This window comes from Alphaproteobacteria bacterium (assembly GCA_020638555.1).
Lineage (GTDB): Bacteria > Pseudomonadota > Alphaproteobacteria > Bin95 > Bin95 > JACKII01.
Genome location: JACKII010000002.1, coordinates 1,087,295 through 1,109,194, shown reverse-complemented (window position 1 = coordinate 1,109,194; position 21,900 = coordinate 1,087,295). Strand labels below are relative to the sequence as shown.

Sequence of the window (21,900 nt, the reverse complement as noted above, 5' to 3'; positions counted from 1 at the left end):
CAGGACGCCGCGCGCGCGGGCCGTGTACCGGCACCGGGCGGCAGCGAAGCGAGCCTTTTACGCGGCAGGCCGCCAATACGCAAGGGGGGCAGAGCGTCGCTTACCCGCGCGCGCCCGCAGCCGGTGCGGTCTCAGACCGCCTGCGGCTCTCCCCCGTCGCGGCGGTGTGACGCGAACGCCGCACGCACCGCCGCCGGAATCGGCTCGCCCTGCTGGGTCGCGTAGTTGAAATAGACATAGGTGGCCGTGCCGCGGGCGCAAAGCCGGCCGGTCTGGTGCACTTCTTCATAAAGCCGGAACGACTTGGTGCCGACATGGTCGACCCAGGTCAGGACTTCCGCATCGTCGGCGAAATACAGTTGCGCGGTATAGTCGATATTGGTGTTCACCAGCGCCACCCGCCAGGCATCGAAGGCCAGGCTAGGCGTCAGAATGCGGAAGATCTCGCGCCGGCCGGCTTCCAGCCAGATCGGGACGAAACAATTGTTGATATGCCCCGCCCCGTCGGTTTCCGAGACGCGGGGAGTGATTGGCGTGCGGAACATGCCGGCGGTTCAGGCGATCACGTCGGTGTCGAGCCGGTGATAGGCGCCGCCGAAGAACAGCAGCGGCCGCCGGTCCAGCCCTTCGATTCGCAGCGACAGCACCCGGCCGACGAAAATGTCGTGGTCGCCGCCCGGATAGGTCGCCTCGTGCGCGCACTCGATATAGGCGACGCAGCCCGCCAGCAGCGGCGCCGCGCTCTTTTCACCGGCGATCAACGACAACTCGTCCCACGGCCGGTCCTTCTTCGAGGCGAAAACGCCGGAAAGGTCGGTCTGGTCCTCGGCCAGCACATTGATGGCAAAATGCGAGGATTCGACGAATTGCGGGTGGCAGATGGCGGTTTTGTCCAGGCTGAACTGCACCAGCGGCGGGTCGAGCGACAGCGACGTGAACGAGCCGACGGTGGCGCCGGCACGCTCGCCAGCCTCGTTGCAGGTGGTGATGATGGTGACGCCGGTCGGCATCCGCCCCAGCGTGTCGCGATAGGCACGGGAGTCGATGGCGGGCTGGTCGGTCATAAAGCGTTTCCTTGACAACAGCGGCGTAGGTACAAGGGTCTCGGCGCGCTCACCTGACCCTTTGTCGCGGAGACTAACGATTGAGAGGCGATCCGCATAGCCCGGCGATGGCCCGGCCCCTGCTCTGGCTGACGGTCACCCATCCGGGCGAGCGGCATGCCGGCAACCAGGTCTATAGCGGCGGCCTGCTGGATGCGCTCGGCGGGCTCGGTCAGGCGGTGACCCTGCTGACCCGGAACGACGGCCCGCCCATCGCCGGCGTGACGGTCGAGGCGGTGCCGCCACCGGCGTTTCGCCCTCGCGCCCTGGGCTTTGCCGGCCGCTGGCCCGCCAGCGTCTGGCAGGCCGCCCACCCGCGCCTGCGCCAGCGGTTTCGTGCCTTGCTGGCGGCCCGCGACTGGCAGGCCGTGGTGGTGGACCAGGCGGCGTGCGGCTGGGTCCTGGCCGATCTGCCGCCGACGCATCCGCCGCTGGTCTATATCGCCCACAACCGGGAAGGGGTGGTGCGAACGCAGGTGGCGGCGGGGGAGCGCTCGCCGATGAAACGCCGGGTGATGCGCGCGGATGCCGCCAAATACGCCCGGCTGGAGCAGCGATTGGCCGGCCGGGCCGCCCTCCTCGCCGCCATCACCCCGGACGATGCCGCGGCGTTCGCGCAGGAGATCGGGGCGGACCGGGTGCTGGAACTGGTGCCCGGCTATAGCGGCCCGCGGCTCGACCGCCGCCACATCACGGCCGAGACGCCCCGCCGCGTCGTGTTGGTGGGGCGGTTCCAGTGGCAGGCCAAGCAACAGAATCTGCGGCGCTGGGCGGAGGGCGCGGTGCCGGTCCTGACCGGGCACGGCATCGAAACCGTGGTGGTCGGCACCGTGCCCGATGCCCTGCGCCAGGCCCTCTCCCGGCCCGGCCTGGCGTTCGCGGGCCGCGTGCCGGACCTGGCACCGTATCTCGACGCCGCCCGATTCGGGCTGGTGGCGGAGGAAGTGGGCGGCGGCTTCAAGCTCAAGACGCTCGACTACCTGTTCCACCGCCTGCCGGTCGCCGCCCTGGCGGACAATCTGGCCGGTCAGCCCGCCGGTGTGATCGGGCACGCCCTGGTGGCCGAGACCCCCGCGGCGCTCGCCACCGCGATAGCGGCGGCAATCGACGATCTTGAGCGCTTGAACCGGATGCAGCAAAATGCCTATCTGGCGGCAGAGGCCGCCTTCGACTGGTCAGGACGCGCCCGGCGGTTCCTGGCCGCGCTCGAAACCCTGAACCGAAAAGAGTAACGTTCGCTCCCCATGGATCGAGCCCATCCCAGCCGCCTCCGCCAGTTCTTCGCCACCATTCAGGTGCCGTGCCCGTATCTGCCGATGCGGACCGAGCAGAAGCTGGTGATGGAGTTGCGCGGCCCCGACCTGTTGCCCCTGCACACCGACCTGTCGCGGGCCGGCTTCCGCCGCTCGCACCATCTGGCCTATCGCCCGGCCTGCCAGAATTGCCAGGCTTGCGTGCCGGTGCGCATCAACACGGAGCGATTCGAAGACACCCGCTCGATGCGGCGCATCCGGCGCGACCACGGCCATCTGGTGGCGCGGTTCGTGCTGCCGGTGCCGGACGCCGAACACTTTGCCCTGTTTCGGCGCTATGTCCGGGCGCGGCACAACGACAGCGAAATGGCGCAGATGGACCGGAGCGATTTCGAGGCGATGGTCACGGACAGCCCGGTCGATACGCAATTGCTGGAACTGCGCCACCCCGAAACCCACGCCCTGATCGGCGCCTGCCTGTGCGACCGGCTGGGCGACGGCGTTTCCGCCGTCTACAGCTATTTCGAGCCGGATGCGAAGGGCAGCCTGGGCAGCCATATCGTGTTGCGTCTGGTCGAGGCCATGCGCGCGGCCGGCAAGCCCCATGTCTATCTGGGCTTCTGGATCGACGGGTCGCAAACCATGGGCTACAAACGGCGCTTCCCCGGTGTCGAGGCCCTGACCGCCGGCCACTGGCGCCCCCTGCCCCGCCAAACGACAGAGAGACCCCGCATGGCCTACTGGTTGTTCAAGTCCGAGCCGGGCACCTGGTCCTGGGACGATCAGGTGCAGAAACTGCCGGCCGGAGAGGGCTGGGACGGGGTGCGCAACCACCAGGCCGCCAACAATATGCGGGCGATGAAGGTGGGCGATCTGGGATTTTTCTACCATTCGGTCAACGAGCGGGCGATTGTCGGCATCGTCAAGGTCACGCGCGAATTCCACCCGGACCCGACCGACAAGACCGGCAAGTTCGGCATGGTCGAGGTGACCGCGGTGAAGCCGGTCGGCAAGCCGATCACTTTGGCCGACATCAAGGCCGATGGCCGCTTCGACGACCTGGCCCTGGTGCGCCAGTCGCGCCTTTCCGTCGTTCCCGTCTCGCCCGAGCACTGGAAGGCCCTTTGCGATCTGGCCGAGGTCGAAGCGTAGGGGATTCTTTCCCCGCTGGCTCATCACCCCGTCTTCCCCGTCCTCGCGGAAGCGGGGACCCATGCCGGAGAGACAAATACAGCGTCCGTACCCTGTGAGAGGCTATCAGGCATGGGCTCCCGCTTGCGCGGGAGATGATGGGGCGGGAGAGCGGGTCAACCGGTGCCGAACGCGCTCTTAACGCCAAGCCCCGATCCGCGCACCGTTGCAATCGGTGGCAACAATGCGCGGCCGAGGCTTGGCAGGCGTCAGCCCACCTTGTCGGCGATGAAGAAGTGCCAGCCGATGCAGCCGTCATTGGCGGTATCGACCCAGAACTGCAACGCCCGGCTGGTGCGGTCGACCAGGTCGCGGCCGATCTTGTCCTCGAACTCGGGCCGGCGCGCCTCCAACTGCTCGCGCACCCAGCCATAGGTGCGGGCGACATTGGGCGACCAGTCCTCTTCGACCTCCATGCGGAAGCCCAGATTCTGAAGCGTCTGGCGGTAGTCGGGCGCATCCCACATGATCGGCGCGCCGACACGCTCATACACCCGTTCGCGGATGTCGTCGGGCGTGCCCTCGCGCACCAGCAACTCGGTCAGGACAAAGCGGCCGGCGGGCTTCAGCACCCGATAGGCTTCGCGCAACACCTGTTCCTTGTCGGCGGCGTGCAGGAAGGATTCCTGGCACCAATAGACATCGAAATGATCGTCCGGGAAGTCGAGCGCATGGAAGTCGCCATAGGCGAACCGCACCTTGTCGCCCAGTCCCGCGGCCTCTGTCAGGCGCTTGGCCTCGGCCAGTTCCCGGTCGGAAATGTTGGTGGCGACCACATTGCAGCCCACGGTCTCCGCCAGAAAGCGCGCGGTGGCGCCATAGCCGCAACCGACTTCCAGCACGGTCTGCTCGGAGGAAAGGCCGGCCAGGGCCGCCAGGCGCTTGTTGGTGCGGGCGTTCGCGTCCTGGAGCGACTCGCCCTCTTCCTCGAACAGGCCCAGATGGATGTTCTCGCCCCAGATCTCGCGATAGATCGTGTCGGCGGCACCGTCGTAATAGCGCTTGGTCTGCTCCACCACCTTGGCAACGCCGGTGTTGCGGGGCCGCGGTGCGACGCCGTCGGAGGTGCGCTGCGGCTTGAACGCCACCTGCTGGATGAAATCGGGGTCGTAATGCTCGAACGGCCGTTCGAAATCGCCATAGCGGGTGATATCGACGAACCCGGCGTCTTCCAACAGGAACTGCACGTAATTCTGGCGCAGCGGATACAGCGTCAGATAGTGCTTGCCGGCCTGGCCGAAATCATACTCGAACTTGACCTCGGTGCGTGAAATGCGGACCGGGCGCACGTCGGTCTCGTCGCCGGTGTAGTAGAATTTGTGCTTCGAGCTGAACCCCTGGTCCAGGATCGAGTCGTAGTTGCGGTGGTCCAGCAGCAGGATGCCGCCCGGCTTCAGCACCGCATACATGGCCGCGAGCGCGTCGCGCCGCGCTTCGTGCTCATAAAGGTGGGTGAAGGCATTGCCGAGGCAGACCAGGGCATCGAAATGGTTCGCGCCATAGACATCCGACAGCTTGCGCCAGTCGACGACCTGGGCATCGGCCAGCGCGATCCCCATCCGCTCGGCGTTGGCCTTGGTCTGCTCCAGCATGGTCGCCGCGCCGTCGGTGGCGGTCACCTCGAAGCCCGCATGGGCGAGCTTGATGGCGTGATAGCCGGTGCCGGAAGCAATATCGGCAACGGTTTTGACCTCGTGGATATTGAGGATGCGCTCGAAGAACTGGCGCTCACCCTCCTCTCTTCCATCCCAGCCGATCAGGTCGTCCCATCTTGAAACGAAATCGGAGTTGTATTCTTTGCGATATTTTTCGTTCTCAGCAACATGATTCATGAGTTCAGCCTCTTAATCGTCGGAATCTAACAATGCCACTGCGGGATATCGGGCCGTATGCGCCGGCTACCCAATGGAAACGGATACGGGGCCGCAGTTCTGATCATCGCGGAACAGCGAAGCGCAAGCCCTAGCGCAGACTTTCCGACGGAAACAACCTTGATATTCCGAGAAATTTATGCCAATAATTGCCAGTTTACATCTCTGTAATGTCATAAGTAAATTTTATTACCATTCCGAATTCGAGGCACAATTTCGACTGAATTCGGCTTTTATTTTCTGTCAAACACCCGCCGTCCTCAGAAAAATGCGCTGGCCTTTCCAGGTAAAACCACGGCCCGGGCGGGAGGGCGCCGGGGCTTTCCAAGTCCAGTCGAGTAAAAGCGCGTACCCGCAAACACCTATCAAAGTACCGGGCGCCGGCGACCGTTACGCGGGTCGGCGCAGGTCCTGAACCAGTTCGCGCAGGGCGCCGGCATCGGCTTCGCTTTCCACCGGAACGCTGAATTCGATGCTGGTCACGCAGTCGGCATAGCGCTCGCGCAACTGCGCCGCGATGGTGTCGTACGTGCCGGCGGTCACGAAGGTGTTGTAGAGGTCGTCCGGCACGCGCCCCGGCATCTCCTCCCAACGCTGGGCGCGCGAGAGCGTCGCCATCTCACTCGCCAGCTCGCCATAGCCGTGCAGTTCGAACGGACGGCGATAGGTGGGGGTCGAGGCATAGAACGCGATACGGGCGCGGGTGTCCCGGATCTTGGCCTGGAGCGCATCCTCGTCGCGCGCGGCCGCCACCAGCGGCTTCATGGCGATGGCGAACCCTGCCGTCGTGCGTCCGCTGCGAGCCGCACCGGCCTCGATGGCGGGGCGCATGACCTCTTTGATATAGCGCGGCGTGCAGACCGGGTGCGGGCGAACGCCGTCGGCGCACTCGCCGGCAATCCGGCACATGACCGCGTTGACGGCGGCGATATGGATCGGCGGCGGCGCATGGTCGATCGGCCCCGGATCGAACAAGGGCACCATCAGCGAAAGATTGTAGCGCTCGCTTTCGAAGGCGAGCGGCTCGCCGGTCTGCCAGGTGTGCCAGACCGCCCGCACCGCGCCGATATAGTCGCGCATCCAGGGGCCGGGCGGATGATAGTCCAGGCCGAAACGGCGGGTGATATGGCCCCGCACCTGGCTGCCGAGGCCCAGGGTGAACCGGCCTTGCGACAGTTTCTGGATCGACCAGGCCGACATGGCCGTGACCGCGGGCGCACGCGGAAACGCCATGGCGACCGAGGTGCCGAGCCCCAGCGTCGTGGTCGCCGCGGCGGCCAGCGCCATGACCTGATACGGGTCGTCCTTGGTCTCCTCCACCACCAGCGTGTCATAGCCCAACGCCTCGACCTGGCGGGCATCCTCCATCAGCGTGGCGAGGTCCAAAGCCTTTTCCGGCGCCCTGAGGCCGGGATCGGTCTTGCCGAGGGGAAGGAGGGTTTCGACTTTCATGGGTACGTTTCCGGTGCGAGCCACGGCGAGCCCGCGCAGCGGGTCCGCCTTGACGAAATGAGAGGGCGGGAGCGCCGACCGGCGCTCCCGCAATCCGCTCTACCCCCGCGGCGAGTGCGGCATGTACCAGCTCTGGTCCGAACCGGCGCCGACATTGGTGATGCGCACGTCCAGCAGGAAGGGCTCACCGGCGGCCTGGGCATCGCTGCCGCGCTTCAGGGCGGCTTCCAGCTCGCCCGGCTCGTCGACGCGCATGCCCTCGATGCCCTGGGCCTTGGCCAGCATGACGAAGTCGATATCCGGATCGCCGAGGAAGGTTTCCGGATATTTGTTCTGCTCCGCCATATTGCCGCCCCAGGCCGCGAAATTCGCCCGCACGGTCTGGTATTGCATGTTGTTGAACACCACGGTCAGGATCGGCAGGCTGTAGCGGGCCATGCTCCAGAACGCACTCGACGAGTACATGACCGCGCCATCGCCAAGGCCCAGCGTCACCGGCCGGTCCGGCGCGCCGAGTTGCGCGCCCACCGCGCTGCCGGGGCCATAGCCGAGGCTCGCGCCATAGGTGCGCACATAGTCCCACTCATTGTCCGCATAGCCGAGCGGCATCAACTGGTCGGCCGCGCGGAAGGCCTCGGAGACCAGCACGGTGTTCTCCGCCAGGCATTGGCCCATGGTGTAGCCGAGGAAATCCGGGTGGATCGGCTTGCTGGAAGAGAGTTTCGCCGCCCGCTCCACCAGCTTGGCGGCGCGCGCCTTGGCCTGCGCCGCCAGGCCCTGTTTGCGCTTCTGGATGTGCGCGAGGTTGGCGTGATCCGGCTTCCAGAGCGCGTTCAGCGCGGCCACCGAATGCTTCACATTGCCGACGACGCCGATGTCGACATTGTGCGTGTTGCCGATCAGGTTCGGATCGTGGCCGACGGCGATGATCGTGCCCGCATCCTTGAAGCGATGGTCGCCGGCGCCGGCCCGCGTGCTCTGCCGGTAGCCGACGGTGATGACGACGTCGTAACCCTCCGAATCCATCATGTCGATCGGGCCGACATAGTTCGGATGGCGCAGCGGGAAGGCGGAATAGTCGAACATGTTGTGCGCCACCGGCAGCGAATAATTCTCCGCCAGCGACAGCACTTCCTCATGCGCCTTGGCCGCGTGCACGTCCGGGCCGACCAGCATGAGCGGGTTCTGCGCATTCAGCAGGGCGTCGTGCATCGCCTCCAGGGTCGAGATCTGCGGCGCCATCGCCAGTTCCAGCGGCTTCGCCGTCTCGATCAGCGCCTCAACATTCTTGGCGTCCAGGGCGAGGCCGTCATAGGCGATATAGACCGGCCCGCTCGGCATGCTCATCGCCTCCTTGAAGGCGCGGCGGGTGGCGAGCGGAATGCCGCGAGGGTCCGTGACCTCCCAGCGGTTCTTGGTGACGTCCTGGACGGTGCTCATCTGCGCGAAACCGGCCTGGGCGCCCAGCGGGTTGTGGTCGCCGAACGAGCCGTTGTCGCGCATGGCGGCGGTGACCACCATCGGCGTGCCGTCGAAATAGGAGTTGAACAACTGGCCGGTGCCCTGACGGGTACCGGCGGCCAGATGGACGTTGACGAAGGCCGGCTTTTTCGCCGCCTTGGCGTAGCCGTCCGCCGCCGACAGCACCAGGGCCTCGTTCAGCAGGAGGATCGGCTGCACGCCCTTCACGGTCAGGAAGGCGTCGAAAAAGCCCGCCTCGGCGCTGCCGGTGTTGGTGAAGGCATAGTCGACGCCCTGGGCGACGAGTTGGTGCATCAGCAGTTCGCCGCCGGTGCCGACGACGGTTTTCTTTTCGCCCATTGGGTGGGTCTCCTCCAAGCTGCGGTCGCCCGCATGCGGCCGAAGGCCGGTCGGGTCGACACAAACGAATGGCGGGGAGGATCACCCCTCCCCGCCTCTTACCAAAGTCAGGCTGCGGCGCGGACCAGCTTGCCCGGCAGGGCGCCGGTATGCTCGCCGTTCTCGAAGATCGGCACGCCGGAGCAAATGGTGGCCACATAGCCCTCCGCCCGCTGCACCAGCCGGCGGCCGCCGGCGGGCAGGTCGAACACCACTTCCGGGCGGCGGATTTGCAGGCCGTCGTAGTCGATGATGTTGACGTCCGCCTTCTTGCCCGCCTGCAACCGGCCGCGATCCTTGAAGCCAAAGAAGTCGGCGGTCTCGCTGGTCAGGCGGCGCACCGCCCACTCGACCGGGAATTTGTCGCCGCGGGTGCGGTCGCGGGTCCAGTGGGTGATCATGAAGGTGGGCATGCTGGCATCGCAGATCTGGCCGCAATGGGCGCCGCCGTCGCCAAGGCCGACGATGGTCGCCGGGTCCTGCATCACCTCATAGACCGGCTCCAGATCGCCGGTGTGGAAGTTGGTGACCGGGAACATGATCATGCCGCGGCCTTCGTCCGAAACCAGGAAGTCGTAAACGAATTCCTGCGGCTCCTGGCCGGCCAGGCGGGCCGCGGTCTCGACCGCGGCTTCCTCCGGCGGCTCGTATTGCGGCGGGTCCTCCATCACGTACATGCGGTCCCAGCGGGTCGCGATGGCGCGTTGCAGCGGCGGCATCTTCGCCAGCAATGCGTCGGAATTCTCTTCCGAGAGGATTTTGGCGCGCAGGGCCGGGTCTTGCAGCCTGGCGACGCGCTCGGCGTGCGGCAGGCCGTTCAGGGCGGCGAAGCTGGGTCGGGCGCTGAACGGGGTCAGCGAGGTCGACAGCCCCAGGATCACGCCGACGGCGCGGTTCGCCACCTGGGCGGTGACATTGGCGCCGGCGTCGCGCGCCTTGTGCACGCCGCCCATCAGGCGATTCACCCGGTCCGGGTCGGAATAGCGCCCGGTGAGCAGGAACCAGAGCGGCCGCCCGGTCTCCTTGCCGACGGCCTTGATCCAGTCGAACTCGGCCGATTCGTCCTCGAAATCGTTCAGCATGCCGAAGGCGCCGTGATCCACGCCCTTGAACGCCTGGCCGATGCCGATCAGCTCTTCGGCCTTGGCATAGCGCGCCGGCACCCGCTCGCCCTTGGTGGTGCGGTGGGATTCGGTGCGGCTGGTGGTGAAGCCGAAGGCGCCGGCCTTCAGGCCTTCCTCGGTCAGGCTGCGCATTTTCGCGATGTCGTCGGGCGTCGCGTCCTCGAAATTGATGGCGCGCTCACCCATGACATAGACGCGCAACGGATGGTGCGGCACCTGCGCGGCGACGTCGATGACCCGTTCCTGGCGTTCCAGGGCATCAAGGAATTCGGGGAAGCTCTCCCAATCCCATTTCAGGCCCTCGTTCAGGACGATGCCGGGAATGTCCTCGACGCCTTCCATCAGGTCGACCAGGGCTTCCCGGTCATCCGGGCGGCAGGGCGCGAAGCCGACGCCGCAATTGCCAAACAGGATGGTGGTGACCCCGTGCCAGGACGAGGGCGCCAGCAGCGGGTCCCAGGTGGCCTGGCCGTCATAATGGGTGTGCACGTCGACCCAGCCGGGGGTGACCAGCTTGCCGGTAGCGTCGTATTCCTTCTTGCCCGGACCGGCGGTGCCGCCGACGGACGTGATACGGTCGCCATCGATGGCAATGTCGCCGACGAATTTCGGTGCGCCGGTACCATCCACGATGGTTCCGCCGCGAATGACGATATCATGCATGGTCGCGGACCTTCCTTGGCTGTTTGTCAAGCTTGGCTGGAATGCTAGGCGGTAAGCGTCGACAAGTGCAAGCGGGTATCATTCGCTGCCCGCCCGAAAGGAGCCCCCTCATGCGCCGCCCCGAAGCCGCCGCCACCATCGACCTGAGCCGCCGCGAGACCTTTCGCGACTGGGCGCCCGCCATTCTCCGCTATCGCGACCTGGACCCGAACGGCCATGTCAATCACGGGGTTATCAATGGCTTTTTCGAAGAGGGCCGCATTCGGTTCCGGCGGGACGACCTGATCCGCTGCGGCCGCGACACGGTCGCGGGCATCGTGGTCGTGCGCCTGGACGCCCGCTATCGCGCGCCGCTGTATTTCCCCGGCAATGTGGAGATCGGCACCATCATCCTGCATGTCGGCGGCGCCGGCTTCGTCTTCGGACAGGGCCTGTTCCAGGGCGAGACCTGTATCGCAACGGCCGAGGTCGAAACCGTCTTCGTCCATCCGGAAACCGCACGGGCGGTGCGGATTCCGAAGGACGTGCGGGCGGTGCTGCTGGAGGGAATGGCAGGGGGCTGACCGTTGCTCCCGGTGTGCCCTGCCGCCGCCTAATCCGCCCGCTTGCGCTTGACCGGCGGCAGGTCCGCGAACTGGCCCGGACGCTTTTCCCGGTTGGCGGTCATGGCCTCGCGGATCTCGGCCACCTGGAGCATGCTGGCGTTCCAGATGGCGATATAGTCCAGGCCGTCCGCCGTGTTGTGGTCGCGGGCATAGTTCATCATCCGCTTGTTGCCATAGGTGGTGAGCGGCGCCTTGCTGGCGATCTCGCGCGCGATGCTCATGACGCCGTCCAGCATCGCTTCCTGATCCGGATAGACCCGGTTGACGAGGCCGCAGGCCTGCGCCTCCGTCGCCGGCATACGGCGGCCGGTATAGGCGAGTTCGCGGGCGATGCCTTCCGGGATCAGCTTGGCGATGCGGGGAAAGGTGCCGACATCGGCGGTCATGCCGATATTGGTCTCGAATATGGTGAAGAACGCATCCTCGGTCGCATAGCGCATGTCGCAGGCGGTGGCGAGGTCGACGCCGCCGCCGATGCAGCCGCCCTGGATCGCCGCCAGCACCGGCAGGCGGCTTTCCTCCAGGCAGTTAAAGCTTTTCTGCAAACGCTTCAGGTTGTTGTAGAAACGGGCGCCATGCTGAATGCGAGCCGTCGCGTCGTTGGCATCCAGATGGCCGTCGCCGAACGAGCTGACATCCATGCCGGAGGTGAAATGCGGGCCGGTCGAGGAAATCACGATCACCCGGGCCTGCACGAAATCGTCGAGGTCGGCGACGATGGCCGGCAACTCGTCCCAGAAGGCCGGGATCATGGAGTTGCGTTTCTCCGGCCGCTTCATGCGGATATGGGCGACGTGGTTTTCGATTGAGACGTCAAAACAGGTGTGCGCCACGATAGGGGCCTCCGCACGAGAGTAGGGACGGGTCACAGACTGATCGCATGCCGGGCCGGGGTTTGGCAACGCCGGTCCGCGTCAGCGCTTCGCCCCGCCCATCGCCTTGGCAACCTTCTTCATCAAGGTCGGCAACGCGAATTCGCCCAGGCTCTGGCGCGCGGTCCAGCGGCTGCCCTCCGGCAGATTGACGCCCGGCCGCGCGGCGGCGCTGCGCACCTCCAGCGCCACCTCGAAATGGGTGAAGCCGTGGGCGATGCGGCCCGGCATGGCCTCCCACGTCCGGGCCAGCGCCTCGATGGCGGGGTCGGTCGGATGCGCGTTCCGGTCGTCCCAGCCGGCGGACGGGAACTCCCACAGGCCGCCCAGCATGCCCCGGCCGGCGCGCTTGCGCAGCAGCACCGCGCCATCCGCCCGCTCCAGCCAGTAGACAATGCCGGTGCGCAGCGGCCGGGCGGGTTTGGCGGGCTTGACCGGCAGGCTCTCCGCATTGCCCGCCGCCTGCGCCTGGCACCATTGCACGGCCGGGCAGAGCAGGCATTTCGGGCTGCGCGAAGTGCACACCGCCGAGCCCAGGTCCATCAGCGCCTGTGCCCAGTCGCCCGGACGCTCCGGGTCCTCCAGGGCGGCGGCGCCCTTGCGCACCAGCGGCTTGGTCGGCGATGTCGGCTCGGTGATCGCGGTCAGGCGCGAGACCACCCGCTCGATATTGGCGTCGACGGGTGCGGCCCGGTGGCCGAAGGCGATGGCGGCGATGGCGCCGGCGGTGTAGTCGCCAATGCCCGGCAGCGAGCGCAGCAGCGCCGCATCCGCCGGAAACGCGCCACCGAAGTCCGCAACGACGGTCTGGGCGCAGCGGTGCAGATTGCGGGCGCGCGCGTAATAGCCGAGCCCCGCCCAGGCCCGCATGACCTCGTCGAGCGGCGCCGCGGCCAGGTCCGCAACGCTGGGCCACTGCCTGAGGAACTCCGCGAAATAGCCCTTCACCGCCGCAACGGTGGTCTGCTGCAGCATGATCTCGCTGAGCCAGACATGATACGGGTCGGCCGTCCGGCCGGCCGGCGCGCGCCATGGCAGGTCGCGCCGGTTGGCATCGTACCAGCCCAGGATGGCGGCGCGAATGGCCGCCACCTCCTCGGCGGCGAACGGTGTGATCGGGGCGGGTGTTGCAGCGGACATGGCGGATAGGGTAGAGCGAATTCGTAAGCATTCAATGGAGAGGCCGGCGCCGTGGCGCGACGCCCGACAAAATACGTCTACCGCCCCATGGGCCGCCCGATCGCGGCGGCGCTGGCGCCCGTACTCGCCAAGCCCGCGGCAAAGCACGGCTTCCGCGAGGCGCGACTGCTGGCGGAGTGGTCGACCATTGTCGGCGAGCCGCTCGCCGGCCGCACCCGGCCGCTCCGGCTCGAACGGCGCGGCGGGATGCCGACCCTGCGCCTGGTGGTGGCCTCCGGCTGGGCGCTGGAGGTGCAGCACCTGACGCCGCAGATCGCCGACCGCATCAACCGCTATTTCGGCCACACCCTGGTCGAGCGCCTGGTGCTGCGCCAGGGCACGATCCCGGAGCCCAAGGCGCCACGGCAGGGCGCGCGCCTCTCGCCGCGTCCGCCCCTGTCATCGGAGGCGCAGGCCCGCCTGGACGCGGCCTGTGCGACGGTGGAGGACAAGGAGTTGGCCGAAATCCTGCGGCGCCTGGGAGAAGCCGTCGCCCGCTGAGCGCGCCTTTCCCGGCCGCTGCGGAGCGGCGGGCCGGGACCGGCCGCTCTCGCGAACACCGGCAAGGACTGTGTTCGAAGGATGACACCGGCCCCGGACGGCGGCTCCGCCACCTCCGGGGAACAGGCCCGTCTCGCGGGCTGGCGTCCCCAAACCGATCCATGTTTCCCGGCCGCTGCGGAGCGGCGGGCCGGGACCGGCCGCTCTTGCGAACATCGGCTAGGGCCGTGTTCGTAGGAAGACACCAGCCCCGAACGGCGGCTCCGCCACCTCCGGGGAACAGGCCTCCCTCGTTAGGTCAGGAGACCCGCTGCATCGCGGCGAAGCCGGCCTCCAGGTCGGCGATCAGGTCGGCCGGCGCCTCCAGGCCGATATGCAGGCGGATCAGCGGACCCTCCGGCGACCACTGCGTCGCGGTGCGGTACCCGGCAGGATCGGCGGGGATCGCCAGGCTCTCATAGCCGCCCCAGCTCGACCCCATGCCAAACAGCGACAGCGCGTCGAAAAAGGCCTCCAACCGCCCATCGCTCGCCGGCTTCAGCACGACGCCGAACAGGCCGCTGGCGCCGGTGAAGTCGCGCTTCCAGAGCGCATGGCCGGGGTCGCTCTCCAGCGCCGGATAGAGCACGCGCGCCACCTCCGGCCGGCCTTGCAGCCATTCCGCGACCGAAACGGCGTTTTTCTGATGCTGCGCCAGGCGCACGGCCATGGTGCGCACGCCGCGGGTCGCCAGATAGACGTCGTCCGGCCCGACCGAGTGGCCCAACAGGTCCCACATCTCGCGCACCGGCGCATAGGCTTCGGCGGTGGTCGTGATCGCGCCCATCATCACGTCGGAATGGCCGACAATGTATTTGGTCGCCGCGTGCACCGAGACATCGCAACCGTGTGCGAACGGCTTGAACAACAGGCCCGTGGCCCAGGTGTTGTCGATCAGCACCTTGCAGCCCCGCGCCCGCGCCGCCGCGGCAATGGCGGGCACGTCCTGCATTTCGAAGGTCTGCGAGCCGGGGGCCTCCAGATAGACCACCTTGGTGTTGTCCTGGATCAGGCCGGCGATGTCGTTGCCGATGGCCGGGTCGAAAAACGTGGTGGAAACCCCATAGCGCGGCAGAATTTTGGTGGCGAAATTCCGCGCCGGGCCATAAACGCAATCCACCATCAGCACATGATCGCCCTGGTTCACGAAGGCCAGGATCGCCGTGGTGATGGCGCTGAGGCCGCTGGGGCAGATCACGGCGGCGTCGGCGCCCTCGATCTCCGCCAACACATCCTCCAGCGTGAACACGGTCGGCGTGCCGCGACGGCCATAGCGCGGCTCGCGCGGGCCTTTCTCGCGCTTGCGGTCGGCATAGCTGGGCGAAAGGATGGTCGAGGCGTGAAACACCGGCGTGTTGACGGCGCCGAAATGCGCCTGCGGGTCACGACCCGCATGGGTCAGAACGGTTTCCGGGCCCTTGCCCGTCAGATCTTTGCTCACGCTTCGGTCTCCACGGGCGTGTCCTGCCGGCTGCCCCATTCGCTCCACGAGCCGTCATAGACGGCGGTTTCGGTCTGGCCGATCAGATACAGCCCCAGCGCCAGGGTGCAGGCGGTCACGCCCGAGCCGCAGGTGGTGGCAATCGGCTTGGCAAGGTCGACACCGGCCTGCTCGAACGCCGCCCGCAACTCCGCCCCGCTGCGATAGGTGCCGTCGTCGTTCAGCAGTGTCGGGAAAGGCACGTTTTTCGAGCCCGGAATGTGGCCGCTGCGCATGCCGGCCCGCGGCTCCGGCTCGGTCGCGAGGAAGCGCCCGGCCGAGCGCGCGTCGACCACCTGGTCGCGCTGCTGGTCGATATTGCGCAGGATCTGCTCGCGGTCGCGCACCAGCGTGTGATTCTTGCGGGCGGTGAAGGTGCGCTCGCCCCGCGCGCGGACATCGCGGCTCACCGGCCGCCCCTCCGCCACCCATTTGCGGAAGCCGCCGTTCAGCACCGCCACGTCGCGATAGCCGAACACCCGGAACGTCCACCACACCCGGGCCGCACCGGTGGCGCTGACCGTGTCGTAGACGACGATCTTGTGGCCGTCGCCAATGCCCAGCGCGCCCACCTGGCGCGCGAACTGGTCCGCATCCGGCAGCATGTGCGGCAGGTCGCTGGACGCGTCGGCAATGGCGTCGATGTCCCAGAAAATCGCGCCCGGAATGTGCTGCTCGCCGTATTCGGCCCTGGCGTTGCGGCCGGTGGTCGGCAGATGGTGCGAGGAGTCGATGATGCGCACGTCGGGCGCATCCAGGTGCGCCGCCAGCCACTCGGTCGAAACGAGGGCTTCGGGATGGGTGTAGCCGGGGTCGGACATGGGACGGGTCTCGTTCAAGGGTCGGAAATGGGCGGGGGTCGGATAGGAGCGGGGTTCGGATGCGGAGGACGGGGTGGAGGGGCTATTGCTCGAAGACGATGTTGATGCGGCGGTTGCGTTTGCCCTTGTTCTCGATCTTGGCGACGCGAACCCGGCCGATTTCGCCGGTGCGGGCCACATGGGTGCCGCCGCAGGGCTGAAGGTCGATGGCGCCCTCGCCCACCGCCATCAGGCGGATGCGGCCGGTGCCGCGCGGCGGCTGCACCGAGAGCGTGCGCACAAGGTCGGGATTCTCGTCCAACTCGCTCTCGTCGATCCAGCGGGACGTGACCGCATAGTCGGCGGCGATCAGGCCGTTGAGCTTTTCCGTCAGCTCTTCCTTGTCGTAGACATGGTCGCCGGAATCGAAATCCAGCCGGCTTTTCTCCGCACCGACCTGGCCGCCGGTGACGCCGTGGTGGATCATCGAGCAGAGCAGGTGCATGGCGGTGTGCATGCGCATGTGCCTGTGCCGGCGCTCCCAGTCGATGCGAGCGGTGACGGTGCTGCCGACCGCGGGCAGCGGCGCGCCCTCGGCGACGCGGTGCAGCACATCCTCCGGCCCTTCGCCCTTCACGGCCTCGGCAATGGCGGTTTCGGTGCCGTCGCCGGAGATCAGCACGCCGCTGTCGCCCGGCTGGCCGCCGCCGGTGGGATAGAAGACGGTGCGGTCCAGCACCACGCCGTCCGGTCCGGCGGCGACCACGGTCGCCTCGCATTCGGTGGCGTAGGGGTTGTCGCGAAACACCAGTTCCATGGTCTCACTCGTTGTTCCGGTAGGGTCGCTTCGGCAGTCATAGCGGCTTTGGCTCAGTCCCGCCATATGCGGCGCAACCGCTCCCGGTTCAGCGCCAGCGATTGCAGCGCGATCAGGAAGGTCGCATTGGACACCCGGTCCGTGCCGATCCAGCCCAGGGCCTCGTCCGCCGGCACCGAGAAGACGCGGATATCCTCGCCCTCGTGCGTCAGGCCGAAAACGCCTTCGGCCCCGCGCGAATCCACGCGGCCGGCGAACAGGGTGATGCTCTCGGTCGTGCAGGCGGGGTTGACCATATAGCCGGCAAGAAGCTCCAGCCGGTCGACCGGCCGGCCGATTTCCTCCATCGCCTCCCGATGGGCCACGTCCGCGGCGGTTTCGCCGGGATCGATCCGGCCTGCCACCACCTCGGTCATCCACGGCGGACGGCCCGCCGCCAGGGCACCGATGCGGAATTGCTGGATCAGGACGACACGGTCGGCCTGGGGGTCATAGGGGATCACCGCCACGGCCTGCCCCCGTTCCAGCACCTCCCGCTCGATCGGCGGCCCCATGCCGCCGGCAAACTGTTCGTGTTGCAATTGCAGCACGTCCAGCTTGTTGAAGCCGTCGAACCCGCGCCGACGCGAGAGGATTTTCACTTGATCCGGCATCGAACTTGGCCTCCCATGCGCGGCGACATCCCGGCCGCGACGACGGCCAGAAGAACAAAGGTTGAGGCAGAATGCGTACCCTGCTCGCGTGGCTAATTCGGTTGTACTTTGGCATTGGGGTGGTGCTGGGCGTGCTGTTGTTCGCCTCCCACACCATGCAGGCCGCCATGGCGGCGCCGCCGACCGACGAACTGGTGCGCGACGCCGTAACCGGGGCCGTTCGGGGTGGCCTGCGCATTTTCTATTGGGCTCCCAGCGCTTACGAGCATGTGCTAAAGCGCGATGAGGACCCGATCAACTGGGCCATCAACTGACACGGCCGTCACGCGAACGCCTCCTCCCAGGTGCCCCGGGTGGCGCCGCGGGTGTATTCGGTCGCACGGTTCTCGAAGAAGTTGGCGTGCTCCACCGCGTTCAGCATTTCATCCATCCAAGGCAAAGGGTTACGAGCGATTTCGAAGATCGGTTCTAACCCAAGCTGCACCAGTCGCCGGTCGGCGATGAAGCGGATATAGGTCTTCACCTCCCGCGGCGAGAGCCCCTCGACCTCCCCCAGTTCGAAGGCGAGGTCGATAAAGGCGTCCTCGTGGCCGATGATCGTGCGGCAGGCCGCGCGGATTTCGTCGGCAAGCGCCTGGTCCCAAACCTCCGGGTATTCCTCCACGAATGTCCGGAACAGGCGGATAATGCTGAGCGTGTGCAGGGTCTCGTCCCGCGCGGACCAGGCCACGATCTGGCCCATGCCCTTCATCTTGTTGAAGCGCGGGAAGTTCAGCAGCACGGCGAAGCTCGCGAACAGTTGCACGCCCTCCGTAAAGGCGCCGAACACGGCCATCGTGGTTGCGATGGAGCGTTTGGAATCCGCGCTAAATCCCTGCATATAATTATATTTATCGCGCATGGCTTGATAGTGCAGGAAGGCGGAATACTCCACTTCCGGCATGCCGATGGTGTCGAGCAGATGGCTGTAGGCCGCGATGTGAATCGTCTCCGTGTTGGAGAAGGCCGCCAGCATCATCTGCACCTCGGTCGGCTCGAACACGCGGGCATAGTGCTTCATGTAGCAATTGTTCACCTCCACATCCGCCTGGGTGAAAAAGCGGAAAATGTGGGTGAGCAGGTTGCGCTCGTCGTCGGTCAGCCGGTGCTGCCAGTCCTTCACGTCGTCGGCGAGCGGCACCTCATCCGGCAGCCAGTGCAGGCGCTGCTGCAACTGCCAGGCCTCATAGGCCCAGGGATAGGCAAAGGGTTTGTAGGTGGGTTTAGGGTCTAGAAGCGCCATAGCGACATCCTACTGACACGCCAGACAGTCGTCATCGTCCCGCGCCGGCAGCGGCGGTGGCGCGATGCTGACCACGTCGGCCCGTTGCAGCGACTTGGAGCGGACATAATAGAGGCTCTTGCAGCCTTTCTCCCAGGCGCGAACGTGCAGGCGATGCAGGTCGCGCTTGTGCACGTCGGCGGGCAGGAACAGGTTCAGCGACTGCGACTGGCAGATAAAGGGCTGGCGGTCCGCCGCATGGTCGATCACCCAGCGCTGGTCGAGTTCGAACGCGGTCTTGAACACGTCGCGCTCGTGCGCGCTCAGAAAGTCCAGATGCTGCACCGAGCCCTCGTGCGTGGTGATCGAGGACCAGGTCTCGTCGTCGTCGCGCCCGTGCGCCGCCAGCACCGCCGCCAGCGCCCGGTTGCGCACCAGGAACGAGCCGGACAGGGTCTTGTGGTTGAAGGCGTTCGCCGCAATCGGCTCGATCCCCGGCGAGGCGCCGCCGCAGATGATCGAAATCGAGGCGGTGGGGGCAATCGCGATCTTGTGGCTGAAGCGCTCCTGCATGCCGTAATCGGCCGCGTCGGGACACGGGCCCCGCTCGGCCGCCAGCACCTGGCTCGCGGTATCGGCGCCGGCCTTGACATGGCGGAACATGCGCGTGTTCCAGACCTTCGCCATCACCGATTCGAACGGAATGCCCTTGGCCTGCAGGAAGGAGTGAAAGCCCATCACGCCCAGGCCGACGCTGCGTTCGCGCATGGCGGCGTATTTGGCGCGGGCCATGCTGTCCGGCGCGTGGTCGATATAATCCTGCAACACATTGTCGAGGAACCGCATCACGTCCTCGATAAAGCTCGGGTGCCGCTCCCATTCCTCGAACTGCTCCAGGTTCAGCGAGGACAGGCAGCAGACCGCCGTGCGCTCGCCACCCAGATGGTCGCGGCCGGTGGGCAGGGTGATCTCCGAACAGAGGTTCGACGTCTTCACCTCCAGCCCGGCCAGCTTGTGGTGTTCCGGCCGGTTGCGGTTCACCTGGTCGATGAAGATCAGATAGGGCTCGCCCGTCTCCACCCGCGCCGTCAGCAGCCGGATCCAGAGCGAACGGGCCGAGACCCTGCGCTGCACCGAGCCGTCGCGCGGGCTGACCAGCGGCCACATCTCATCCGCCAGCATGGCGCGCATGAACGCATCCGTCACCGCAACGCCATGGTGCAGGTTCAGGGCCTTGCGGTTGTAATCGCCGCCGGTCGGGCGGCGCAGTTCGATGAATTCCTCGATCTCCGGATGGTGGATCGGCAGATAGACCGCCGCCGAACCGCGCCGCAGGCTGCCCTGGCTGATGGCGAGCGTCAGCGAATCCATCACCCGGATGAACGGCACCACGCCGGAGGTCTTGCCGTTCTGGCCGACCTTCTCGCCGATCGAGCGCAGATTGCCCCAATAGCTGCCGATGCCGCCGCCGCGCGCGGCGAGCCAGACATTCTCGGTCCACAGATCGACAATGCCGTTTAAGGTGTCGCTGGCCTCGTTCAGATAGCAGGAAATCGGCAGGCCGCGGCTGGTGCCGCCATTCGAGAGCACCGGCGTCGCCGGCATCATCCAAAGCCGCGAGATATAGTCGTAGAGCCGCTGGGCGTGAGCGGAGTCGTCGGCGAAATAGGCGGCCACGCGGGCGAACCGGTCCTGGAACGATTCCCCCGGCAGCAAATAGCGGTCGGCCAGGGTGACCTTGCCGAACCGGGTCAGCAGCGCATCGCGGCCGCGGTCGATGTGCACGCGATTGGCGTGGTCCTGATACTCGTCGCCACCCAGCAGCGACGGTTCCGAGGGGCTTTCAAGGGCGGCAATGGCCGGCGGTAAAGGCTGCTCCATGGAACGGTGCTCGACGGGCTCGCTGAAAGAAGGCGGCCTTTGAACATAGGTGGAACGAGACAGGGACGCAAGCGGTATCCGGCGGGAGCCTGCGTCGCGAAGCCGGCAATCTACGCCTCCGGCACCGTCACGGCAAATGTGGCAACGAAGGTTGCGCCGCCGCCGGGCGTATCGCCAACGCGCAGATCGCCGCCGTGTCGGCGACACAGCGTGCGGGCGATGGAAAGCCCCAACCCGGACCCGGTTCGCCGCGACCGGGCCGATGCCGCGGACCGATAAAAGCGCTCGAAAATCGTCGCCTTTTCCCCGTCGGGAACGCCCGGTCCCGAATCGGCCACGGTGATCGTCAGCCGCCGGCGGGTTGCGTCCTCCCCGTCCGCAACATCGATGCCGATGGTGACCGGCGCGCTGCCCGCATGCTCCAGCGCATTCGCCACGAGATTGGCGACCACCTGGCAGACCCGCCGCGGATCGCCGGCGACCGTTTGCGCCGCCCCCACAGACCCGACGATTTGCACGCCGTCCGAACCCGGCACGCCGGCCAGTTCGACCAGCGCAACGGTTTCGCGCACCAGGGTATCGGGGCGGAACGGCTCGTCCGCCAGGACCAGGGTCCCGGCTTCGACCAAGGCCAAAGCGGTGACGTCGTCGGCAAAGGCATGCAATTGATGCCCCGCCCGTGACATCAACCCCACCATGTCCTGCCGGATATCCTTCGCATCGAACGACACCAAGGCCTCCGCCGCGCCCAGCAGCGCGTTGAGTGGGGTGCGCAACTCGTGGGCGAGGTCGACCATCTGATCCGGGATCGCCTGCGCTCCGGCCAGGGCCGCAGGCTCGGACATTTGCCGGTGGGCCTCCATTCGTGCCCGCACTTGCTCGGAAATGATGAGGGCCAGATCCTTCAGACTGGCAATCTCCTGCGTATCCCAGCCTCTGGGATGGGCCGAGAGCAGGCAAAGCGCGCCAACCGGCTCGTCGGCCAGGCCGAACACCGGCACGCCCAAATACGCGTGAATGCCCATTGTCCGCGCGATACCGGCGTTCGCGAGCACCGGGTGGCGGCTCGTATCCGGAACGACGATTGGCGTTTGGCTGCGCGACTGCGGCTCGCATACCGAGGCGGCCAGCCGCATTTGACCATTGCTGGCCCAAGGTTCGGCCAAGCCCTGTTGCGCCTTGAAATAGACCCGATCGGCGGCGGTATCGAAGAAAGTGAGCATGGTCACGTCTGCGCGCAGCCATTGGGCGGCCAGGCGGACGACCGCGTCCATGGCGGGTTCCGAGGAATTGTT

Annotated in this window: 20 protein-coding genes and 1 pseudogene; 6 read left to right on the top strand and 15 right to left on the bottom strand. The window is 66.8% G+C overall.

Translation table 11 applies throughout. The annotated features are described in order from the left end of the window. Positions 1 to 131 precede the first annotated feature (131 nt). Positions 132 to 545, bottom strand: a complete 414-nt coding sequence (locus tag H6844_10990; protein MCB9929922.1) for an acyl-CoA thioesterase — start codon at positions 543 to 545, stop codon at positions 132 to 134. A gap of 9 nt (positions 546 to 554) precedes the next feature. Further along, positions 555 to 1,064, bottom strand: a complete 510-nt coding sequence (locus H6844_10985; protein MCB9929921.1) for a flavin reductase family protein — start codon at positions 1,062 to 1,064, stop codon at positions 555 to 557. 107 nt (positions 1,065 to 1,171) lie between these two features. Between H6844_10985 and H6844_10980 the strand changes: the two genes are divergently transcribed. The 3 genes and pseudogenes from H6844_10980 to H6844_10970 all read left to right on the top strand — a co-directional run bounded on the left by H6844_10980 (position 1,172) and on the right by H6844_10970 (position 3,508). Then, positions 1,172 to 2,335, top strand: coding sequence for a glycosyltransferase (locus H6844_10980; protein MCB9929920.1), 1,164 nt, complete (start codon positions 1,172 to 1,174; stop codon positions 2,333 to 2,335). 12 nt (positions 2,336 to 2,347) lie between these two features. Beyond that, positions 2,348 to 3,031: pseudogene (locus tag H6844_10975) on the top strand (arginyltransferase). Positions 3,032 to 3,088: 57 nt separating this feature from the next. Beyond that, on the top strand, positions 3,089 to 3,508 hold the full coding sequence (locus tag H6844_10970; GenBank protein ID MCB9929919.1) for an EVE domain-containing protein: 420 nt from the start codon (positions 3,089 to 3,091) through the stop codon (positions 3,506 to 3,508). A 248-nt stretch (positions 3,509 to 3,756) separates the two neighbouring features. Here the strand turns inward: H6844_10970 and H6844_10965 are convergent, their stop codons facing one another. From H6844_10965 to H6844_10950, 4 genes are all read right to left on the bottom strand, one after another. Continuing rightward, positions 3,757 to 5,379 carry a methyltransferase domain-containing protein gene (locus tag H6844_10965; GenBank protein ID MCB9929918.1) on the bottom strand — a complete coding sequence of 541 codons (1,623 nt, stop codon included), beginning with the start codon at positions 5,377 to 5,379 and terminating at the stop codon, positions 3,757 to 3,759. Positions 5,380 to 5,808: 429 nt separating this feature from the next. Next, on the bottom strand, positions 5,809 to 6,870 hold the full coding sequence (locus H6844_10960) for a TIGR03617 family F420-dependent LLM class oxidoreductase (protein ID MCB9929917.1): 1,062 nt from the start codon (positions 6,868 to 6,870) through the stop codon (positions 5,809 to 5,811). 99 nt (positions 6,871 to 6,969) lie between these two features. Further along, a complete protein-coding gene (locus H6844_10955) occupies positions 6,970 to 8,691 on the bottom strand; it encodes a thiamine pyrophosphate-binding protein (protein MCB9929916.1) in 1,722 nt (573 codons plus the stop codon). 107 nt (positions 8,692 to 8,798) lie between these two features. Beyond that, complete coding sequence (locus H6844_10950) at positions 8,799 to 10,517, bottom strand: amidohydrolase family protein (GenBank protein ID MCB9929915.1); 1,719 nt, start codon at positions 10,515 to 10,517, stop codon at positions 8,799 to 8,801. Between the two features lie 110 nt (positions 10,518 to 10,627). Between H6844_10950 and H6844_10945 the strand changes: the two genes are divergently transcribed. Then, positions 10,628 to 11,080 carry an acyl-CoA thioesterase gene (locus H6844_10945; protein ID MCB9929914.1) on the top strand — a complete coding sequence of 151 codons (453 nt, stop codon included), beginning with the start codon at positions 10,628 to 10,630 and terminating at the stop codon, positions 11,078 to 11,080. A gap of 29 nt (positions 11,081 to 11,109) precedes the next feature. On the opposite strand, the gene H6844_10940 is transcribed toward H6844_10945, so the two are convergent. Further along, positions 11,110 to 11,955 (bottom strand): crotonase/enoyl-CoA hydratase family protein, encoded by an 846-nt coding sequence (locus tag H6844_10940; GenBank protein MCB9929913.1) that lies wholly within the window; start codon positions 11,953 to 11,955, stop codon positions 11,110 to 11,112. Between the two features lie 81 nt (positions 11,956 to 12,036). After that, positions 12,037 to 13,134, bottom strand: a complete 1,098-nt coding sequence (gene mutY / locus H6844_10935) for an A/G-specific adenine glycosylase (GenBank protein ID MCB9929912.1) — start codon at positions 13,132 to 13,134, stop codon at positions 12,037 to 12,039. A gap of 51 nt (positions 13,135 to 13,185) precedes the next feature. Here mutY and H6844_10930 point away from each other — a divergent pair, with 51 nt between their 5' ends. After that, positions 13,186 to 13,674, top strand: coding sequence for a DUF721 domain-containing protein (locus H6844_10930; GenBank protein MCB9929911.1), 489 nt, complete (start codon positions 13,186 to 13,188; stop codon positions 13,672 to 13,674). A gap of 298 nt (positions 13,675 to 13,972) precedes the next feature. Here the strand turns inward: H6844_10930 and metC are convergent, their stop codons facing one another. The 4 genes from metC to H6844_10910 form a co-directional block, all read right to left on the bottom strand. After that, a complete protein-coding gene (gene metC / locus H6844_10925; GenBank protein MCB9929910.1) occupies positions 13,973 to 15,193 on the bottom strand; it encodes a cystathionine beta-lyase in 1,221 nt (406 codons plus the stop codon). Next, positions 15,151 to 16,014, bottom strand: a complete 864-nt coding sequence (gene sseA, locus H6844_10920) for a 3-mercaptopyruvate sulfurtransferase (protein MCB9929909.1) — start codon at positions 16,012 to 16,014, stop codon at positions 15,151 to 15,153. The genes metC and sseA overlap by 43 nt, the downstream gene beginning before the upstream one ends. An 82-nt stretch (positions 16,015 to 16,096) precedes the next feature. Continuing rightward, complete coding sequence (locus H6844_10915) at positions 16,097 to 16,810, bottom strand: alanyl-tRNA editing protein (GenBank protein MCB9929908.1); 714 nt, start codon at positions 16,808 to 16,810, stop codon at positions 16,097 to 16,099. A gap of 53 nt (positions 16,811 to 16,863) precedes the next feature. Further along, positions 16,864 to 17,463, bottom strand: a complete 600-nt coding sequence (locus H6844_10910; GenBank protein ID MCB9929907.1) for an NUDIX domain-containing protein — start codon at positions 17,461 to 17,463, stop codon at positions 16,864 to 16,866. Positions 17,464 to 17,564: 101 nt separating this feature from the next. Here H6844_10910 and H6844_10905 point away from each other — a divergent pair, with 101 nt between their 5' ends. After that, the gene (locus H6844_10905) at positions 17,565 to 17,777 is read left to right on the top strand and encodes a hypothetical protein (GenBank protein MCB9929906.1); all 213 of its coding nucleotides are present in this window, start codon (positions 17,565 to 17,567) and stop codon (positions 17,775 to 17,777) included. A gap of 8 nt (positions 17,778 to 17,785) precedes the next feature. Here H6844_10905 and H6844_10900 read toward each other — a convergent pair whose 3' ends face one another. The 3 genes from H6844_10900 to H6844_10890 form a co-directional block, all read right to left on the bottom strand. Beyond that, positions 17,786 to 18,745: a ribonucleotide-diphosphate reductase subunit beta gene (locus H6844_10900; GenBank protein MCB9929905.1), complete on the bottom strand. Its 960-nt coding sequence runs from the start codon at positions 18,743 to 18,745 to the stop codon at positions 17,786 to 17,788. Positions 18,746 to 18,754: 9 nt separating this feature from the next. Then, positions 18,755 to 20,605 carry a ribonucleoside-diphosphate reductase subunit alpha gene (locus H6844_10895; GenBank protein MCB9929904.1) on the bottom strand — a complete coding sequence of 617 codons (1,851 nt, stop codon included), beginning with the start codon at positions 20,603 to 20,605 and terminating at the stop codon, positions 18,755 to 18,757. A gap of 110 nt (positions 20,606 to 20,715) precedes the next feature. Further along, the gene (locus tag H6844_10890) at positions 20,716 to 21,879 is read right to left on the bottom strand and encodes a GAF domain-containing sensor histidine kinase (GenBank protein ID MCB9929903.1); all 1,164 of its coding nucleotides are present in this window, start codon (positions 21,877 to 21,879) and stop codon (positions 20,716 to 20,718) included. Positions 21,880 to 21,900: the final 21 nt, after the last annotated feature.

Coding starts and splice junctions, on each gene's coding strand:
- H6844_10990 (MCB9929922.1), bottom strand. CDS start 545: ATGTTCCGCACGCCAATCACTCCCCGCGTCTCGGAAACCGACGGGGCG.
- H6844_10985 (MCB9929921.1), bottom strand. CDS start 1,064: ATGACCGACCAGCCCGCCATCGACTCCCGTGCCTATCGCGACACGCTG.
- H6844_10980 (MCB9929920.1), top strand. CDS start 1,172: ATGGCCCGGCCCCTGCTCTGGCTGACGGTCACCCATCCGGGCGAGCGG.
- H6844_10970 (MCB9929919.1), top strand. CDS start 3,089: ATGGCCTACTGGTTGTTCAAGTCCGAGCCGGGCACCTGGTCCTGGGAC.
- H6844_10965 (MCB9929918.1), bottom strand. CDS start 5,379: ATGAATCATGTTGCTGAGAACGAAAAATATCGCAAAGAATACAACTCC.
- H6844_10960 (MCB9929917.1), bottom strand. CDS start 6,870: ATGAAAGTCGAAACCCTCCTTCCCCTCGGCAAGACCGATCCCGGCCTC.
- H6844_10955 (MCB9929916.1), bottom strand. CDS start 8,691: ATGGGCGAAAAGAAAACCGTCGTCGGCACCGGCGGCGAACTGCTGATG.
- H6844_10950 (MCB9929915.1), bottom strand. CDS start 10,517: ATGCATGATATCGTCATTCGCGGCGGAACCATCGTGGATGGTACCGGC.
- H6844_10945 (MCB9929914.1), top strand. CDS start 10,628: ATGCGCCGCCCCGAAGCCGCCGCCACCATCGACCTGAGCCGCCGCGAG.
- mutY (MCB9929912.1), bottom strand. CDS start 13,134: ATGTCCGCTGCAACACCCGCCCCGATCACACCGTTCGCCGCCGAGGAG.
- metC (MCB9929910.1), bottom strand. CDS start 15,193: ATGGGGCAGCCGGCAGGACACGCCCGTGGAGACCGAAGCGTGAGCAAA.
- sseA (MCB9929909.1), bottom strand. CDS start 16,014: ATGTCCGACCCCGGCTACACCCATCCCGAAGCCCTCGTTTCGACCGAG.
- H6844_10915 (MCB9929908.1), bottom strand. CDS start 16,810: ATGGAACTGGTGTTTCGCGACAACCCCTACGCCACCGAATGCGAGGCG.
- H6844_10910 (MCB9929907.1), bottom strand. CDS start 17,463: ATGCCGGATCAAGTGAAAATCCTCTCGCGTCGGCGCGGGTTCGACGGC.
- H6844_10900 (MCB9929905.1), bottom strand. CDS start 18,745: ATGGCGCTTCTAGACCCTAAACCCACCTACAAACCCTTTGCCTATCCC.
- H6844_10895 (MCB9929904.1), bottom strand. CDS start 20,605: ATGGAGCAGCCTTTACCGCCGGCCATTGCCGCCCTTGAAAGCCCCTCG.
- H6844_10890 (MCB9929903.1), bottom strand. CDS start 21,879: ATGGACGCGGTCGTCCGCCTGGCCGCCCAATGGCTGCGCGCAGACGTG.